The organism is Streptomyces deccanensis (assembly GCF_022385335.1).
In the GTDB taxonomy this organism is placed as follows: Bacteria; Actinomycetota; Actinomycetes; order Streptomycetales; family Streptomycetaceae; genus Streptomyces; species Streptomyces deccanensis.
On the sequence record NZ_CP092431.1, the window covers coordinates 607,117 to 625,364 of the forward strand.

The window sequence follows — 18,248 nt, forward strand, 5'->3', positions numbered from 1 at the left end:
GTGCGCGGGCATGGCGCGGGGGGGGATGCCCTGTCGAGCGGGGGAATGCCCTGTCGAGGGGAGCGACAAGGAGGGGTGGTGCGCGGGGGCTGCCGTGCGGCGCGTGCGGCGGGGTGTCCGCTCGGCGTGTCGCGGCGCTCGGGTCGTTCTCGGGGCGGGCGGGGCGGTCGGCCGCCTACTCCTGGGAGCTGATGCTGCGGCCACCGTCCACGAGCAGGTTCTGGCCGGTGACGAAAGCGGCGTCCTCGGAGGCGAGGAAGGCCACGGCGGCGGCGATGTCCTCGGGGGCTCCGAGCCTGCCGACGGGGGTGCGTGCTGCGGTCTGTGCCTTGTACTCCTCGGGCGTCTCGGCCCAGAGAGCCGTGACCACGGCTCCGGGAAGGACGGAATTGAACCTGATCTGGCCTCCGTACTCGACGGCCAGCTGGCGTACGAGGGCGTCGATCCCGCCCTTCGCCGCCGCGTACGCGGGGAAGCCCTTGAAGCCGATGGCCGCGTGCACGGACGAGGTGATCACCACCGCGCCCCCGGCCGTCCTCAGCAGGGGCACGGCGGCCCGGACGCCGTAGAACACGGAGTCGAGGGAGAGCCGCAGCTGGTCGTGCCAGCCGGTGTCGTCCAGTTCGTGTGCCGCCGCGGGCAGGTTCCGGCCGGCGTTGAGATGGAGCACGTCCAGGCGTCCCGCCCAGGACTCCGCCTCGGCGACGGCCTCGGCCCACTCCGCCGGCGAGGTGACGTCGAGGCGCCGGTCCCGCGCCCGTCCGCCCCCGGCGCGGATCTCCTCGGCCACCCGCCGGGCGCCTTCGGCGTCCACGTCGGTGACCATGACGGACGCGCCCTCCGCGGCCAGCCGGTGGGCGGTGGCCGCCCCGATACCGGAGGCGGCCGCGGTGAGCAGGGCCGTACGGCCGGTGAAACGCGCCGGTACGGCGACGGTCATGGCGTTCCTCCTCGTGCTGCCGGTCTGGCCGTGGAGCCGCGCAGCACCAGCCGCGGCTCGGTCGGTACGACGACGTCTCCCGTCGGCTTGCCCTCGATGGTGGCCACCAGGGCGTCCACCGCGGCGGTCCCCAGTTCGTGCAGGGGCATCGCGACGGTGGTCAGGGGTGGATTGAGGTGCGCGGCCACGGGCAGGTCGTCGTTGCCGACCACGGAGACGTCTTCCGGGATCCGGAGGCCGAGGTCGCGGATCGCGGCCATGGCGCCTATCGCCTGCGCGAGGGAGCTGGTGCAGAGCGCGGTGACGGGTGGCCGCCCGTCGCCGTCGGCGGGGCGCAGCAGCTCCCGCGCGGCGGAGCCGCCGCCGTCCTCGGTGAAGTCCCCGGACGCGACGGGGGCCGCGTCCAGCCCGAGTGTGTCGGCGTACCGGAGGAAGGCCTCCTTGCGGACCTCACTCGGGGTGATCCCGGGGGGACCGGCGATGTGGCCGATCGCGCGGTGGCCGAGGCCGTGCAGATGGTCGAGTGCCGTCACGCTGGAGCGGGCGACGTCCATGGTGACGTTGCGGCCGGATCCCTCGACCGAGCGGTTGAGGAAGACATGGGGGACCGCGCTGCGGCTCAGCGCGTCCAGCAGGGGGTGACCCGGGCGGGCCGAGGCGATGAGCAGTCCGTCGACCCTGCCTTCCTGGACCAGGTCGTTGAAGGACTCGTCGGCCTCCTGCCCGTCGAAGTCCTCGGCCAGCAGGGAGAGGTAGCCCAGTTCCCGGGCTCGCTGGTAGGCACCGCGGGCGATGGTGACGTACGTGGGGTTGGCGAGGGCCGGGATCAGCAGGGCCAGCGCGTGTGTGTTGGCTCCCGCGAGGGCCCGGGCCCCGGAGTGAGGCCGGTAGCCGAGCGCCTCGGCGGCCTCGTGGACACGCCGGCGGGTCTCCGGCCGTACGGACAGGTCCTGGCGGCCGTTGAGCACTTTGGACACGGTGGCCTTGGAGACCCCGGCCGCGTGTGCCACATCCACGAGCTTGGCCCGGACGGGCTGTTCCGGCACGTGCTCCCCCTCTCGGCGGGCGTCGCCCTGGTCCGCCGTGCGGGATTCGGAGTGACGCGTTCTGGCCTCTTGACACCTTCTGGAAACGCAACTTAACGTTCGCGAAAGTTTCAGTCAACCGGTTTCCTCAGACGGAAATAAGCGGTATACCTGAGCGAAACCTGCGAAACCGGTCATATCGGTTTGGCTAGATGTCGGCCACAGTTGACTCCACGTCAACCGCGGCCGAGGAGTCCCACTCCGACCCGCCGCGCAAGCGACCACCGTCGCACTCGCGGCCCCCTGACAACCGTGCGCGCACCGTCCACGCAGACGGCTGTGCCCGGTGCAACGCGTCTCACATCACCCCGGGCGAGCCGGTGCGCCACCGGCCGCCACCCTCACCCGTCCGCTCCTCGCGGCAGCCCCCCATGCCGCCATGGACTCCGCCCACACCCCGCAGCCGCCGCACGCACCGCCACGAAAGGCAATTCACATGCCCATGTCATCGCCCCTCGACAGACGGCGCTTCCTCGCCCTCTCCGCCGGAACCGCGGTCGCCGCGACCGGACTGTCCGCCTGTGCCGGCTCCGTCGACAACGGCACGAAGGGATCCGGGAGCGGCAAGACGACGCTCACCGTGATGACGGTGGAGAACGAGTGGGACAAGAAGACCCTCAAGGCCGCGGAAGAGTCGTTGGGGATGAACCTCAACGTCATCATCTGGGACGCCACCAAGCTCAATGCCATGCTGGCCGCCAAGAACCCGCCGGACGTGGTCCGCGGCTTCGGCGCGACCGAGACCCCGTACTTCGCCGCCCGCGGCCTGATGACGGACCTGGACCCGTACTTCGCCAAGAGCTCGGTGCTGAAGGACTCGGACCTCGACCCGGTCAACGACGTGTGGCGCTACGACGGCAAGAAGCAGGGTGCCGGACCGCGCTACGGCATGGCGAAGGACTACTCCCAGGACTCCATGTTCTGGTACCGCACCGACATGTTCGAGGCCGCAAAGCTGGACGCGCCCGGCGAGACCGAGCCGATCTCCTACGACGAGTGGCTGGACCTGGGCAAGAAGCTGGTCAAGCGCCGCCTGGGCAAGGTGAAGGTGTACGGCCTGAACGCCACCGGCATGGGCGTCTTCCCGCAGCTCATGGGGATGACCGCCTCCGCCGGCGGCAGCCTGTTCGCCGAGGACCTGGCCACGGTGGACTTCTCCTCCCCCGAGGCGCTCAAGGCGCTGCGGTGGTACCTCGACTACGCCAAGGCCGACATAGGCCCGAACGTCGTCAACCCCAACCCGGACGGCTGGGACGGCCCCACCTACCAGGCCAACCGGATGGCGATGAGCTGCAACGGCTACTGGTTCGGCGGACTGATCGGCGCCGACGCCAAGCTCGCCGAGGTCTCCCGCTTCGCGCCCGCGCCGCAGTTCGGCGGCAACCGCGTCAGCTCCTGCTTCGGCGCCACCGGCTTCTGGATCCCGAGGGACGCCAAGAACAAGGACGCGTCCTGGAAGTTCTTCGAGTGGTACTTCGGCGGCAAGCCCGCCCAGGACCGGGCCGCCAGCGGCTGGGGCATCCCCTCCCTGAAGTCGCTGCGCGCGAACATGCCGCAGACCAGCGCCTTCCAGAAGCAGGCCTTCCAGGTGCAGGAGCAGGAGCTGCCGCACTTCTCCGTCCTCAGCTTCACCCCGTACGCCCAGCAGGCCGCCCTGGAGGGCGTGCTCACCAAGGTCCTGCCGGGTGCCGTGAAGTCCGGGACGTCGGCGGGCAAGGTGGCCGACACGCTCAACTCCCGGATGAACGAGCAGCTCGCCCAGGGCAAGGAGCTCGTGGGGTGAGTACCGGACAGATCACCGCGCCGGGCGCGCCGTCCCCCTCCGGGGAGACGGCCGCCCGGCCCGGGCCCCGCACCCCCGGGCGCGCCGGCCGTCGGCGCACCTCGCTGACCACCCGCCGGGCCGTCTCCTTCTACGTGTTCGCCGGCCCCTGGGTGCTGGGCTTCCTCACCCTGACGGCCTTCCCGCTCGGCTACGCGCTGTGGCTGAGCCTGACCAACTCCGACGGGTTGTCGAACAACTCCCGCTTCGTCGGTCTGGACAACTACCGGGAGGTCCTGTCCGACCCGGAGGTCCTGTCCTCCCTCGCCCGCACCGGCGTCTTCACCGCCATCACGGTGCCGCTGAGCATCGCGGCGGGGCTGTTGCTCGCGGTGCTGGTCAACCAGCCGGTCCGGGCCCGCGGGCTGTTCCGCACCCTGCTGTACCTGCCCGCGGTCGTGCCACCGGTCGGCGCCGCGCTCACCTTCAAGCTGATCTTCGACCGGGACTCGGGCGCCGCCAACGGAGTCCTCGACGCCCTGAACATCAACGGTGTGAGCTGGCTGATGGACCCCTACGCCCGCTGGGTCCTGATCACCCTGATGCTGTGGGGCTGCGGCAACGCCATGATCATTTCCCTGGCGGGGCTCCAGGACATCCCCAAGGAACTCCACGAGGCCGCCCGCATGGACGGGGCGAACGCCTGGCAGTCCTTCATCAAGATCACCGTCCCGATGCTCTCCCCGGTGCTGTTCTTCCAGGTCATCACCGGCATCATCGCCGCCGTACAGAGCTTCCTGCCGCTGCTGATCTCCCTCGATCCCACCCCCAGGGGCGTCTCGGCGGTCCCCGAGGGCAACTACCTGTTCATGATCCACGTGTTCGCCCAGTACTTCGCCAACGGCCGCTACGGATACGCCTCGGCGATGCTCTGGGTGCTGTTCCTGATCATCGTCGCGATCACCTTCCTCGTCTTCAGGCTCAGCAAGGGGGCGGTCTTCTACTCCGTCGCCCCCGAGCCGGACAAGCCTTCTCGGCCGCGCACGATCGGAGGCAAGTGATGGTGTTCCCCCGCAGAAGTGCCGTCTACGTCTTGCTGGTCGGCGCCGTCGTCCTCTTCCTCGGCCCGTTCGCCTGGCTGGTGGAGACCGCGCTGAAGGCTCCCTCCGAGCTGCGCGCGCTGCCCATCCACTGGTGGCCGCACCACCCCACCCTGAGCAACTTCCGGGACGCCCTGACCCAGATCGACTACCTCGGCTACGCCCGCAACTCCCTGACGATCGCCACCCTCTACGCCGTCCTGGTCACCCTGGCCTCCGCGTGGGCGGGCTACGGCTTCGCCCGCCTCCAGGCGCCCGGCAAGCGGCTGATCTTCTCCGTACTGCTGTCGACGATGATGCTGCCGCAGGTCCTCACGCTCATCCCGACCTATCTGCTGTTCGCCAAGATCCACCTCACCAACACCTATGTGCCGTGGGTGCTGTGGGGCCTGTGCGGCGCCCCGTACCTGATCTTCCTGTTCCGGCAGTTCTTCTCGAACATGCCGAAGGAACTGGAGGAGGCCGCGATCGTGGACGGCTGCGGGCAGATCCGGATCTTCTGGCGGATCTTCCTGCCGCAGTCCTGGCCCGTCATCGCCACCAGCCTGATCCTCTCCTTCAGCTGGACCTGGGGCGACTACATCGCGCCCGCCCTGCTGCTGGACGACGCCCACACCACGCTCGCGGTCAAGCTCGCCTACGGCTACGTCAACGAGCACGGCTCGCCGTTGCCGAACCTGGTCGCCGCGGGTGCCGTGATGTACGTGGTCCCGGTGCTGGCGCTGTTCCTCATCGTGCAGCGGGGTTTCGTCACCGGCGCCGCCACCTCCGGGCTCAAGTAGCCCCCGTTCAGCAACGCACCTCGCAGCAAAGGAACTTCGCATGACCGACACCCAGTCGACTGCCATACCCCTTGCGGCGGTGGGGTCATGACGGAGCGTCCCGCCCTCACCCCGCAGCTCGGCCGGACACGGGTCATGGCCATACTCAGGTCGGCCGACGCCTCCGCCTTGCCCGCCGTGGCCCGGGCCCTCGCGTCCGGTGGCATCACCTGCCTGGAGGTCACCCTCACCACCGCCGGAGCGCTCGACGCAGTGGCCGCCGTCCGGGCGGAACTCGGCCCCGACGTGGCGGTGGGCGCCGGCACCGTGATCACCTGCGCCCAGGCCAGGGACGCCCTGGCGGCGGGAGCGGAGTTCCTGGTCGCCCCGGTCGTGGACACCGAAGTCGTCCGGTACGCGGCGGACCGGGGTGTCGCGTGCTACCCGGGGGCCTGGACACCGACCGAGGTGGCACAGGCGTGGGGGGCCGGCGCCGCCGCCGTGAAGCTGTTCCCGGCGGGCACGGGTGGCCCCGCCCATCTGCGCCAACTGCGCGCCCCGCTGCCCGACATCCCCCTCGTCGCCGTCGGCGGCGTCGGCGTCGACGAGGCGCGGGACTACCTGGACGCGGGCGCCCGCGCGGTCGGCATCGGCTCCCCGCTGCTGCGCGGGGCGGACCAGGACCCGACCGAGCAGGCACTGGAGGCGCTCACCACGAGGGCGCGCACCCTGCTGGACGCGGTACGGGCCGGGGAGGTGGGCGCGTGAACACCTCCTCACCCCCGTCCGGCGAGCCCTACCTCGTCACCCTCGGCGACGTGCTCGCCGTCATGGCGGCCCGGGATCCCGGCCCGTTCGCGCTCGGCACGCCGTTGCGTCTGGGCATCGCCGGAGCGGAGTCCAACGTCGCCGTCGGAGTCAGCCGACTCGGCGGAGCCGCGACCTGGATCGGCCGGGTGGGCGACGACGAACTCGGCGAACTCGTCCTGCGGGAACTCCGGGCCGAAGGGGTCACCACCGTCGCCGTACGCGACGGCGCCCCGACCTCCCTGCTGCTGAAGGAACGCCGCACGTCCACCCACAGCCGTACGCGCTACTACCGCACCCACACGGCCGGAGCCCGGCTCACCGCCGACGACATCCCCGAGGACGTCGTCGCGGGAGCGGCGGTCCTCCACATCACGGGCATCACCCCGGCGCTCGGGAAGGACCCCGCCTCGGCAGTGACCCGGGCCGTCGACATCGCCGCCGACGCCGGCGTGACCATCTCGCTGGACGTCAACTTCCGTTCCCTGCTGTGGAGCGAGGCCGAGGCCCGGACGGTCCTGCTGCCTCTGCTGCGCAGGAGCGACCTGGTCTTCGCCGGACCGCACGAGGCCGCTCTCGTGGTGCCCGGCGCCGACGGACCGGAGGAACTCGCCCAGGGCATCTGCGACCTGGGGCCCGGCGGGGCCGTGATCAAGATCGGTGCCGACGGGGCATACGCCCTCATCGACGGAAAGCCCCACCGGCAACCCGCCGTCGCGGTCCAGGTCCACGACTCGGTGGGCGCGGGAGACGCGTTCGCCGCCGGGTACCTGGCCGAACTGCTCGCGGGAGAGCCGCCGGAGCGGCGGCTGCAGACGGCGGCCCTGCTCGGCGCGTTCGCGGTGAGCACCGCCGGCGACTGGGAGGGCCTGCCCCGGCGCTCCGAACTAGGACTGCTGGACCACCACGACGACAACGTCCGCTGACACCCCTTTCCGTCCCGGCACAGCGACTCTCAGGACCACCCATGCCCACACGCCCCTCCACCGGCGCGCTCCCCCTCCTCACCGGCTCCTACACACCGGACTCCGGCGGGGAAGGCCCCGGCATCGCCGCACTGCTCCTCGATCCCACCACCGGCCGTACGACGTACGACGAGGAGGTGAAGCCGCTGCACGTCAGCGGCGCCTCCTTCCTGGCCGCTCACCCCACGCTCGACGTCGTCTACAGCACCAACGAGACCGAGGCGGGGACCGTCAGCGCCGTCGCCCGTGACGGTGACGGCACCGGCACCCTGGCCCCGCTGGGCGACCCCATGAGCAGCGGCGGGGCGAACCCCTGCCACCTCACCGTCCACCCGGGCGGCGAGTGGCTGCTGACCGCGAACTACGGTAGCGACACCGCGCCGGGCACGGTCGCGGTACACCGGCTCGGCGCGGACGGACGGCTGCTGGAGCCGACCGATCTCGTCGTCCACCAGGGCTCGGGCCCGGTCGCCGGACGCCAGGAGGGCAGCCACGCCCACCAGGTACTCGTCGACCCGGCGGGCCGTTACGTCCTGGCCACCGACCTGGGGGCGGACGCGGTCTTCACCTACCGGCTGAGCACCCTCACCGGAACCCTGGAGCGGATCGCGGTGAATCCGATGAGTGCGGGATCCGGCCCCCGCCACCTCGCCTTCTCCCCCGGCGGCGACCTGGTGTTCAGCGCCGACGAGCTGTCCTCGACCGTCACCTGCCACCGCTACGACGCCACCGACGGCACCCTGACAGCTCTGTCCTCCGTACCCGCCACGGCAGCCCACGGCGTCGTCAACCAGCCCGCCGGAATCGTCGCCTCCCCCTGCGGACGCTTCGTGTGGGTGACCAACCGGGGCGCGGACACGGTCGCCGCGTTCCGCCTCACCGACACCACCCTGGAACCGCTCGGCGAGGTCCCCGCCGGCGGCACCTGGCCCCGCGGCCTCACCCTGGCGGCCGGTCATCTGCTCGTCGCCAACCAGCACAGCGGCACGCTCGCCGCCCTGCGGATCCAGGACGACGGCACTCTCACCCAGCCCCACCCGCCGCTCCCCGCCCCCTCGGTGGTCTGCGCGCTGGCCCTCTGACCTCCCCGTCCCTCCTCCCCCCTCCCACCCCCTTCCCTGTCACATCCGAAAGGCAGTCATGTCCGAGCCCGGCACCACGCCCGCCGCCCGCTTCACCCTCGACTCGGCGTTCGACGTCGGCAGCGTCAACCCGCGTCTGTACGGATCGTTCGTCGAGCACATGGGCCGCTGCGTCTACACCGGCGTCTACGAGCCCGGCCACCCCGCCGCCGACGCGGACGGCCTGCGCCAGGACGTCCTGGAACTGGTCCAGGAGCTCGGCGTCACCACCGTCCGCTACCCCGGCGGCAACTTCGTCTCCGGCTACCGCTGGGAGGACAGCGTGGGCCCGCGCGAGGAGCGCCCGGCCCGGCTGGACCTGGCATGGAAGTCCACCGAGACCAACGAATTCGGCCTCTCCGAGTTCATGGGTTTCTGCGGCAAGACCGGCATGGAGCCGATGATGGCCGTCAACCTCGGCACGCGGGGCGTCGAGGACGCGGTACGGCTGCTGGAGTACGCCAACCACCCCGGCGGCACCGAGTTGTCCGACCGCCGCGCCGCCCACGGCGACAAGGAGCCGTACGGCATCCGGATGTGGTGCCTGGGCAACGAGATGGACGGCCCCTGGCAGACCGGGCACAAGACCCCCGAGGAGTACGGCCGCCTCGCCGCCGAGACCGCCCGCGCCATGCGGCAGGTCGACCCCGACCTCGAACTGGTCGCCTGCGGCAGCTCCAGCTCCTCCATGCCGACCTTCGCCTCCTGGGAGGCGACCGTCCTCCAGGCCGCGTACGACCTTGTGGACTACGTCTCCCTGCACGCCTACTACGAGGAGATCGACGGCGACCGCGACTCCTTCCTGGCGTCCGCCGTGGACATGGAGCACTTCATCGAGTCGGTCGTCGCCACCTGTGACCACGTCCGCGCCCGCCTCAAGGCGGACAAGCGCATCAACCTCTCCTTCGACGAGTGGAACGTCTGGTACCAGAAGCGGCCCAACCCGCACCACGTCGAGGAGTGGCAGCAGGCGCCGCGCCTGCTGGAGGACGTCTACACCGTCACCGACTCCGTGGTCTTCGGCTCGTTGCTCATCGCGCTGCTGCGGCACGCCGACCGGGTCACCTCGGCCTCCCTCGCGCAGCTCGTCAACGTCATCGCGCCGATCATGACCGAGCCGGGCGGCCCGGCGTGGCGGCAGACCACGTTCTACCCCTTCGCCCAGGCGTCGGCGTACGGACGCGGCCGGGTGCTGCGCGTCGAGGTGGACAGCCCGACGTACCCCACCGCCCGCTTCGGTGACGTACCGCTGCTGCACGCCACCGCGGTGATCGACGACGCGACGGGCGCCGTCACCGTCTTCGCGGTCAACCGCGGCCAGACGGAGGCCCTGCCGCTCTCGATCGACCTGCGCGGCGTCGACGCCCACACCCTCGTGGAGCACCTGGTGCTGGCGGACGGCGACCCGGAGGCCACCAACACCGCGGACCGGCCCGACCGTGTCACCCCGCACGCCGCCCTCGGCACCGGCGTCACCGACGGCGTCCTCCACGCCGAACTCGAACCGCTGTCCTGGAACATGATCCGCCTGACGCCCCGTCAGGACTGAGGGGAGAACCCGATGACAGCCATGGCCCGCCCCCTGTTCCGCGACCCCGTTCACGACGGCGCGACCGACCCCACGCTCGTGTTCAACCGGCACGCCGGCGAGTGGTGGATGTTCTACACGAGCCGGCGCGCCGACGCGCCGCCGATGAACGACGTGAGCTGGGTCCACGGGTCCGACATCGGGATCGCGTCCTCCGCGGACGGCGGCGCCACCTGGCTGTACCGGGGCATCGCCGAAGGGCTGGACATCGAGCCCGGGCGCCACACCTACTGGGCGCCCGAGATCGTGGACGACGGCACCGAGTACCACATGTACGTCAGTGTGATCCGCGGTGTTCCCACCCAGTGGGCGGGCCACGCACGCGTGATCCGTCACTACACGAGCCACGACCTCTTCACCTGGACCTACCGGTCCACCTTGTCGCTCTCCTCCGAGAGGGTGATCGACGCCTGCGTCCTGCGGCTCCCCACCGGCGGCTACCGCATGTGGTACAAGGACGAGGCCGATCACGCGCACACCTACGCGGCGGACAGCGACGACCTGGCGCGGTGGACCGTCCGGGGTCCCGCCGTCGAGTGCTCGGAGCATGAAGGCCCGAACGTCTTCGAACTCGGCGGCAGTTACTGGATGCTCGTCGACGAATGGCACGGCCTGCGCGTTCTTCACTCACGGGACCTGGAGACCTGGGAACCGCGGGGACTCGTCCTCGACCTTCCCGGACAGGGCCCGGACGACGGGGGATACGGCTACCACGCCGATGTCGTCACCAGTGAACTCGGCGCCTACGTCTTCTACTTCACGCACCCGGGGCGCTGCGCGGACGGCGACGGCGACGACCGCCGAAGCTCGATCCAGGTCTCCCGCCTGCGGGTGAGCGGAGACACCCTCGTGTGCGACCGCGACGAAGCCCTTCAGGCACCCGTCCTTCCGCTCGAAGGGCCGGTCCGATGACAGGAATCCGACACGCGACCAGGCGGGCACGTCGGCGCCCGGCGGCCACCAGGTTCGTCGCCGCGCTCCTCTCGATTCCCGCGCTCCTGCTCGTCACCGCCTGCCAGGCCGAGGAACAACCGGCCGGCTCCGGGGTGGCCCTGCTCGACGGCAACCGGATCGAGGTCACCGGCCCGACCCTCATAGCCGCCCTCCCCGTCGACGACCAGGGAGACGTCGGCGCCACGCACGCACGGAGCCAGATCCCGTCGCTCAAGAGCGTGGCGCTGCAGTACCCCGAGGTCCGGGTCCTCATCACCGATTCCGACGGCCGCACGACCGACGGCGCACTCAAGAACTTCGCGGCGAACTGGTCCATCCCGCCCGAACTCGTGGTCGCCGCGGACTCGCCGTCCGCCGGTACCCGGCTGTCCAAGGACGGACAGCTCCACACACTCCTGATCGGCGCCGACGGACACGTGGCCGCCGATTGGGCGAACCAGCCCGCTCCGACGCAGGCGATCGTCGCCGCGCTCCGCAAGAGCACGGCGAGCCCCACCACCCATCCCGACAATGTTGTGCGGGGAGAAGCACCATGAGACATGTCACCGACATAAGACGGTTCGTCGCAGGCCTGGTCGTCACCATGCTGCTCGCCTGCGCCGCGGTAGTGCTCACGCCGGCGGTGCAGGCCCAGGCGGCCGGCACCTCCTACTACGTGGACTGCTCGGCGGCGGCGAACGGGACCGGCACCTCCGGCTCGCCCTGGAACTCGCTGGCCGGCCCGAACGCGAAGACCTTCGCGCCGGGAGACCAGCTGCTGCTGAAGAGAGGGACGACCTGCAACGGAACCCTGCACCCGCTGGGTTCGGGCAGCGCCGCGGACGGGTCGATCTCCATCGACGCCTACGGCACGGGCGCCCTGCCGATCATCGCCGCAGGCGGTGCCACGGACGCGATCTACCTGCACAACCAGGAGTACTGGGAGATCTCCAACCTGGAGATCACGAACACCGGCGCGGTCAAGGGCGCCAACGCGCGGCGCGGTGTGTACGTGGTGCTCGAGAACTACGGCACCGGCAACCACTACAAGGTCAGCAACCTCAACATCCATGACGTGAACGGCAACAACTCGAAAGAGGTCGACGGCAGCGCCGGCATCCTCTTCGCCGTTCTCGGGACCACGACGCCCAGCGCCTTCGACGACGTCGTCATCGACGGCAACACCGTCGCCAACATCGCCCGCAGCGGCATCAACATGTCCAGCACCTGGCTGTGCCGGCCGTCCATCGGCTGCAACAACCCCGCCTGGACCCCGTGGACCGGCGTCGTCGTCAGGAACAACACCGTTCATGACACCGACGGAGACGGCATCGTGGTGCAGATGTCGAAGGACGCTCTCATCGAGCACAACGTCGTCTACAACGCGGCGAAGGCCCCCAACGCGGCGAACGCCGGCATCTGGGCCTGGGACTCCGACGGGACCGTGATCCAGTACAACGAGGCCTACGGGACCAAGAAGCTCACCGGGAACCCCGACGGCCAGGGCTTCGACGTCGACTACGGCCAGGACGGCACGGTCGTCCAGTACAACTACAGCCACGACAACGAGGGCGGGTTCCTGCTCTTCTGCGGCTGCGGCGGAGGGTCACGCCTGAGCAGTAACGCCGTGGTCCGTTACAACGTCAGCGAGGACGACCGCCTCCGGGTCGTCAACATGCTCGGCTCGCAGGACTCCCAGTTCTACAACAACACCATCTACATCCCCTCGGGATCGACCGCGAACGTCTTCGAGGTCGACGGCGCCTGGAACGACCTCACCCTCGCCAACAACCTCATCTACAACCTGGGCAGCGGCGGCTACGTCTACACCAGCGGCCAGCCCGCCTCGAACTTCTCCTGGCGGAACAACCTCTTCTACGGCAACCACCCCTCCAGTGAGCCGACCGGCAACGGAAACATCACCGGCGATCCCCTGCTGACCTCGCCCGGCAGCGGTGGCACGGGCATCAACAGCGTCGCGGGCTACCAGATCAGCTCGTCGTCGTCCCCGGCCATCGGCGCGGGAGTCGTCATGCCCGACAACGGCGGCAAGGACTACTGGGGCTCGACCGTTCCCTCGGTCTGCGCCCCCGACATCGGCGCCGACCAGTTCAGCTCGCCGTCCGACGCGACCTGCCTCGCGAACGAGAACCTCGGCTTCGAGAAGGGAACGCTCACGGCGTGGAGCGCGTGGAACTCCGCCTCGGTGGTGAACTCGGGCGCCCACGGCGGCACCTACGCGGTCCGCGTCGGGCCCTCGCCGGCCTCCGTGGAGAACTACGTCCCCGTGGCACCCCGCACGACGTACCGGGTCTCGGGCTGGGTGAAGTCCGATGTCGCGGGTGAGGTCATGAACGTCGGCGTCAAGAACACCGGCGGCCTCGAAACCGTGGCGAGCGCCAGCGGCACCGCGTGGACCTTCGTCTCCGCCGACTTCACCACCGGAGCGGCGAACGGCACCGTGCGCCTGTACTGCTACAAGAGCTCCGGCAGCGGGAACGGTTACTGCGACGATCTCGCCGTCACCCCCGTCAAGAACCACGTGATCAACGGCAACTTCGAGTCCGGCCACACCGTGCCCTGGCGCAACGGTGACTTCTCACTCACGGGTACGTCGTCCAACGGCACCGCCGCCGGACTGACGAACGCGTCCCTGAGCGGCGGCACCCTGTGGCAGCTGATCTACACCCTCAAGCCGAGCACCACCTACCGGCTGAGCGGCGCGATCAGGAGCCAGACCGCCGGCACCGCGACGGCACTGGAGGCCAAGCTCTACAACGGCTCCGCCGTCACGAGCGCCTCGACCACGTCGAGCACCTACTCCAAGCAGTCGACGACCTTCACGACAGGGGCAGGTGTGACGACCGCTCGCGTCTACTGCCACCTCGTCTCCGGAAGCGGCGACGGCTACTGCGACGAGGTCACCCTGACCGAGCAGTGATCGGCAGCGCGTGGGCGTCCCGCACGGGGCCAGGACCGTGCGGGACGCCCACGCGCGCCTTGTGTCGATGTCTTCTTCATGGGATTCAACAGAGAGGTGGAAAACGACCATGGGAACGTCAGCAAGTCAGCCCGGTCTGCCCGGAGTCGCCCGCCCGGGAACGGTGTCCCGGCGCGGGGTCCTCAGGACAGCGGCGGTCACGGCGGGGGCCGCCGCACTGGGCCTGGCCGGCACGGGAGCGGCCCACGCGGCCGACGCCGCCATGACCGCCACGTCACCGGACGGCAGCAACAAGATCACGGTGTCGCTGGTCGGCGGAGCGCTCACCTGGTCCGTCAAGCGCGCCGGCGCGACGGTCGTCGACACCTCGGCGCTCGGACTCGCGTTGAGTGACGGCACCACGCTGGGCACCGCGAACACCGTGATGACGAACTACCAGCACTGGACCAAGGACAGCACCTGGACCCCGGTGTACGGACGCAACGCGACGATCCGCGACCACTACCAGGAGATGCGCTGGAACCTTCAGGACAGCGGCAGCGGCATCGCCTTCGGCATCCAGATACGCGCCTACGACACCGGGGTCGCGCTGCGCTACACGCTGCTCGGCACGGGCAGGGCCACCATCTCCGACGAGCTGACCAGCTTCGTGTTCCCCGGCGGCACCCTCGTGTACAGCGCCCGGGACGAGAACGTGTACAGCGCCGTCGCACCGGACGCGATCCCCTCCACCGGCACGTCCGGCACGGACGTCGGCCCGCTGACCGACATGCCGCTGCTGGTCACCCTGCCCGGCGCGCTGCGCGCCTGCGTCTGTGAGTCCTCCCGGGTGAACTACCCACGAGGGATGCTCACTTCGGTCTCCGGACAGAGCAACACCCTCAAGACGTACCTGATGAAGAAGACCGCTCGGGGCAGCGGCACCGTGCAGACCACCTCGACCGTCACCACCCCGTTCGCCACGCCCTGGCGGGTGCTCGTCCTCGGCTCCTCGGACGCCGACCTCGTCGACAACGCCGAACTGGTCCTCAACCTGGCCCCGGCGGGCGCCCTGGCCGACACGTCGTGGATCCGTCCGGGCAAGGTGTTCCGCTGCAACCTCACCACCGCCGCCGGAATCGCCGGCGTGGACTTCGCCGTGGCCCGCAACCTGGACTACATCGAGTACGACGCGGGCTGGTACGGGCCGGAGTTCACCACCACCGACGCGACCACGGCGATCGCGGAGATCGACCTGCCCATGGTGATCAACCACGCCACGACGAACGGCATCGGCGTCTTCCTCTACGTCAACCGGCTGGCCCTGACCAACCCCGACAGCCTGTTCGCCCTCTACAAGAGCTGGGGCGTCACCGGCATCAAGCTCGGCTTCATCAACGACGGCACCCAGGCCATGACCAACCAGATCATCACCTGGGCGAAGACGGCCGCCAAGTACAACCTGCTGATCGACATGCACGACAACGTGCGGCCGTTCGGCTACGAGCGCACCTACCCCAACTGGATCAGCCTGGAGGGCGTCCGGGGCAACGAGCAGTTCCCCACGGCCACCCACAACGTGACTCTGCCCTTCGCCCGCAACGTCGGCGGACCGATGGACTACACCATCTGCTACGGGCAGTCCCGCAACCAGACGACCAACAACCACCAGATGGCGATGGCGGCGGTGTACTACCAGCCGCTCAACTTCCTCTACTGGTACTCCACACCGTCGTCGTACGCCACCACCGCCAACTGGCCCGGACTGTCGTGGTTCGACGCCGTCCCCGCCACCTGGGACGAGAGCACGACCCTCACCGGTTCGATCGGCGAGTACATCGCGGTCGCCCGCCGCAGCGGCACCACGTGGTTCCTCGGGGCGATGACCAACGAGACCGCACGCACCCTGTCGGTCCCGCTGGACTTCCTCGACGCCGGCGTCACCTACACCGCCACCGTCTACGCCGACGGCCCGGCGGGAACGGTCCCGCGTGCCACGCCCACGGTGGTCAGCACCCGGACCGTCACCTCGTCGACGACCCTCAGCGTGGCGATGACCAGCGCGGGTGGTCAGGCGGTCATCCTCAGGCCGAGCTGACTCCCCTGGCCCCACGCCGCCCCGTACGGATCCCCGCTGGGCGCGGGGATCCGGCACGCTCACGACCGTGCCCGGTCCGCGAGCCTGCGTCGGGTGGCGTCGGTCAGCCGACCGGCTTGATCGTCCACAGCAGGTTGTTGCTCTGCTGCCAGGTCCACTGCTTGGTCACGGACCCCGAGGCGACCTTTCCGCCACTGTCGAGAACCAGTCCCGTGCTGCGGTTGGCGATCGAGTACTGACCTTGGCCGCGGTGGGTGATCTGCCACTGCTGGGTCTGGCTGCCGTCCCAGGCCTTCTGCCGGGCGGGGGCGCCGTCGGCGGTGGAGCCCCAGCCGTCGGCGACCATGCCGTTGGTGCGGTTGACGAGCCGGTAGTAGCCGTTGCCGAGTTCGACCGCCTGCCACTGGAGATTGGCGTGGTCGATCACCTGGTACTGCTTCAGGTTCGAGCCGCTGGCGACGTTGCCGCCGCTGTCCAGCGCCAGGTTGCTCGTGACGTTGACCAGGCGGAGGTACGTGGAGGGTTTGAACATCACCTTCAGTGAGGCGATGGCGTCGTTGTTGCCGGTCACCCGCAGGTCGGGGGTGTCCGAGGTGAACGTCCAGGCGGTGCCGGTGAAGTTGTTCCCGGAGTAACCCGTCACCTGGTAGCCGTCGGCCACGCGGATGGAGGAGGCCGTGGCCGGCCCCAGGCCAGCGGCGGTCAGCTCGGCGGAGGTGTAGGAGCCCACCGGCAACTCGGCGCGGCTGCCCTGGTAGTTGACGTTCTGGAACACCGTCGCCGTGGAACCCCGCACGGGCATGCCCTGGACCTCGACGCACACCACGGAGTCCCGGGCGTCCGGCGCGGTGCTCGGCACGGTGACGTTGATCTGGTCGGTGACGGTGTACGAGAGCGAGACCGAGGGGTTGTTCAGGAGGTAGACGCGGCTGATCGTGTTGTCGATCGCCGGGATCTGGAGCTGGCCGTTCGTGGGCCAGGTGAAGACATGGGCGAAGAGCTTGCCGGTCTTCTTGGTGACCTTCCCCCACGAGGGTTCGGTGGTGTACGGGCTGCCGCTCGTGCCGTGGATGCTGTCGCTGTACGTCGACATCCAGGAGGCCAGGCCGTTCAGGATGGTCTGGCTTCCCGCGCTGACCGAACCGTCGCCCTTGGGGCCGATGTTGAGCAGGTGGTTGCCGTCCCGGGACACCACCGTCACGAGCTCTCGGACGATGTCCGTGACCGACCTGTACGAGTTCTCCCTCGCCCCGTCGTAACCCCAGGCGCCGTTCATGGTCGCGCACCGCTCCCACGGCCGGCCCATCGGTCCGTCGGGTATCCCGAACTCCGCGACCGCGTAGTCACCGAGGCCGTGGTCCCGCTTGACACGTTCGTTGACGATGAGGTCGGGCTTGCGGGCGATGAGCCAGTCGTAGAGGTCCTCGCCGTCCGAGGTCAGCCACCAGTCCTCCAGGGTGGGGCTGGAGGGCTCCGCGAACCAGTCGCCGTCGAACCACAGCAGTGCCGGGTCGTAGCGGTCCAGCAGCTCCTGGAGCTGCGCCTTCATGTCGGCGATGTAGGCGGTGCGGGCGGCCTGCGAGGACATCGTGGTCAGACCGCCCTCGTGGCGGTCGGTCTGGGACGGGTGGTTCCAGTCGAGGATCGAGTAGTAGAGGCAGAACTTGAGGCCCCGGCTCTCGCACGCCGTCTTGAGGTCCATGAGCAGGTCGGTCTGGATGCCGTTGTAGTCACGCAGGTTGTACTGCTTGGTGCCGGTGGTGTCGGTGAAGCCCGCCACGTCGGAGTTCCACATCGCGTAGCCCTCGTGGTGCTTGGCGGTGATCACGACGTACTTCATGCCGGCGTTCTTGGCGAGTTCGGCGATGGTGGTCGCGTTGAACGCTGTCGGGTTGAAGGGCTCGGTGACCTCGTTCTGGTAGTCCGCCTTGCTCCAGTTCTGATTGTCGAACGCCCATTCACCCTGGCCGAGGTGCGAGTAGGACCCGAAGTGGATGAACATCCCGAACCTGGCCTGGTACCACCAGTCCATCTTCGAGGGGACGGTGTACGCCTCGGCGCTGGGGGCCCACAGGGCCTGCGGCAGCCCGAAGGCCACCACTCCTCCGGCGAGGGCGGCGGCCTTCATCAGTGAGCGTCTGCTGAGGGAGGCAGAGGACATGGCGCGG

The 18,248-nt window shown here is 69.8% G+C and carries 14 protein-coding genes; 11 read left to right on the forward strand and 3 right to left on the reverse strand.

Translation table 11 applies throughout. The features are described from left to right. Positions 1–175 precede the first annotated feature (175 nt). Both L3078_RS02755 and L3078_RS02760 read right to left on the reverse strand, forming a co-directional pair. Positions 176–940, reverse strand: a complete 765-nt coding sequence (locus L3078_RS02755; RefSeq protein ID WP_239750411.1) for an SDR family NAD(P)-dependent oxidoreductase — start codon at positions 938–940, stop codon at positions 176–178. Continuing rightward, positions 937–1,986 carry a LacI family DNA-binding transcriptional regulator gene (locus L3078_RS02760; protein WP_239750412.1) on the reverse strand — a complete coding sequence of 350 codons (1,050 nt, stop codon included), beginning with the start codon at positions 1,984–1,986 and terminating at the stop codon, positions 937–939. Before L3078_RS02760 ends, L3078_RS02755 begins: the two co-directional genes overlap by 4 nt. A 475-nt stretch (positions 1,987–2,461) precedes the next feature. Between L3078_RS02760 and L3078_RS02765 the strand changes: the two genes are divergently transcribed. The 11 genes from L3078_RS02765 (at position 2,462) to L3078_RS02815 (ending at position 16,080) form a co-directional block, all read left to right on the forward strand. Then, complete coding sequence (locus L3078_RS02765; RefSeq protein WP_338059451.1) at positions 2,462–3,808, forward strand: extracellular solute-binding protein; 1,347 nt, start codon at positions 2,462–2,464, stop codon at positions 3,806–3,808. Beyond that, entirely contained in the window at positions 3,805–4,848 is a 1,044-nt protein-coding gene (locus L3078_RS02770) for a carbohydrate ABC transporter permease (RefSeq protein ID WP_239750413.1), read from the forward strand. Before L3078_RS02765 ends, L3078_RS02770 begins: the two co-directional genes overlap by 4 nt. Further along, a complete protein-coding gene (locus tag L3078_RS02775; RefSeq protein ID WP_239760183.1) occupies positions 4,848–5,669 on the forward strand; it encodes a carbohydrate ABC transporter permease in 822 nt (273 codons plus the stop codon). The genes L3078_RS02770 and L3078_RS02775 overlap by 1 nt, the downstream gene beginning before the upstream one ends. A gap of 87 nt (positions 5,670–5,756) precedes the next feature. After that, positions 5,757–6,416, forward strand: a complete 660-nt coding sequence (locus L3078_RS02780) for a bifunctional 4-hydroxy-2-oxoglutarate aldolase/2-dehydro-3-deoxy-phosphogluconate aldolase (protein WP_239750414.1) — start codon at positions 5,757–5,759, stop codon at positions 6,414–6,416. Positions 6,417–6,478: 62 nt separating this feature from the next. Continuing rightward, positions 6,479–7,381 carry a sugar kinase gene (locus tag L3078_RS02785; protein ID WP_239760184.1) on the forward strand — a complete coding sequence of 301 codons (903 nt, stop codon included), beginning with the start codon at positions 6,479–6,481 and terminating at the stop codon, positions 7,379–7,381. Positions 7,382–7,422: 41 nt separating this feature from the next. Beyond that, positions 7,423–8,502, forward strand: a complete 1,080-nt coding sequence (locus tag L3078_RS02790; RefSeq protein WP_239750415.1) for a lactonase family protein — start codon at positions 7,423–7,425, stop codon at positions 8,500–8,502. Between the two features lie 58 nt (positions 8,503–8,560). Then, positions 8,561–10,090 carry an arabinosylfuranosidase ArfA gene (gene arfA / locus L3078_RS02795; protein ID WP_239750416.1) on the forward strand — a complete coding sequence of 510 codons (1,530 nt, stop codon included), beginning with the start codon at positions 8,561–8,563 and terminating at the stop codon, positions 10,088–10,090. A gap of 12 nt (positions 10,091–10,102) precedes the next feature. Further along, a complete protein-coding gene (locus tag L3078_RS02800) occupies positions 10,103–11,041 on the forward strand; it encodes a glycoside hydrolase family protein (protein WP_239750417.1) in 939 nt (312 codons plus the stop codon). Beyond that, complete coding sequence (locus tag L3078_RS02805; RefSeq protein WP_239750418.1) at positions 11,038–11,619, forward strand: hypothetical protein; 582 nt, start codon at positions 11,038–11,040, stop codon at positions 11,617–11,619. Before L3078_RS02800 ends, L3078_RS02805 begins: the two co-directional genes overlap by 4 nt. Beyond that, positions 11,616–14,003 carry a carbohydrate binding domain-containing protein gene (locus L3078_RS02810; RefSeq protein WP_239750419.1) on the forward strand — a complete coding sequence of 796 codons (2,388 nt, stop codon included), beginning with the start codon at positions 11,616–11,618 and terminating at the stop codon, positions 14,001–14,003. The genes L3078_RS02805 and L3078_RS02810 overlap by 4 nt, the downstream gene beginning before the upstream one ends. A 109-nt stretch (positions 14,004–14,112) precedes the next feature. Continuing rightward, positions 14,113–16,080, forward strand: a complete 1,968-nt coding sequence (locus tag L3078_RS02815) for a glycoside hydrolase family 97 protein (protein WP_239750420.1) — start codon at positions 14,113–14,115, stop codon at positions 16,078–16,080. Positions 16,081–16,183: 103 nt separating this feature from the next. Here the strand turns inward: L3078_RS02815 and L3078_RS02820 are convergent, their stop codons facing one another. Then, the gene (locus L3078_RS02820; RefSeq protein WP_239750421.1) at positions 16,184–18,241 is read right to left on the reverse strand and encodes an alpha-L-fucosidase; all 2,058 of its coding nucleotides are present in this window, start codon (positions 18,239–18,241) and stop codon (positions 16,184–16,186) included. Positions 18,242–18,248: the final 7 nt, after the last annotated feature.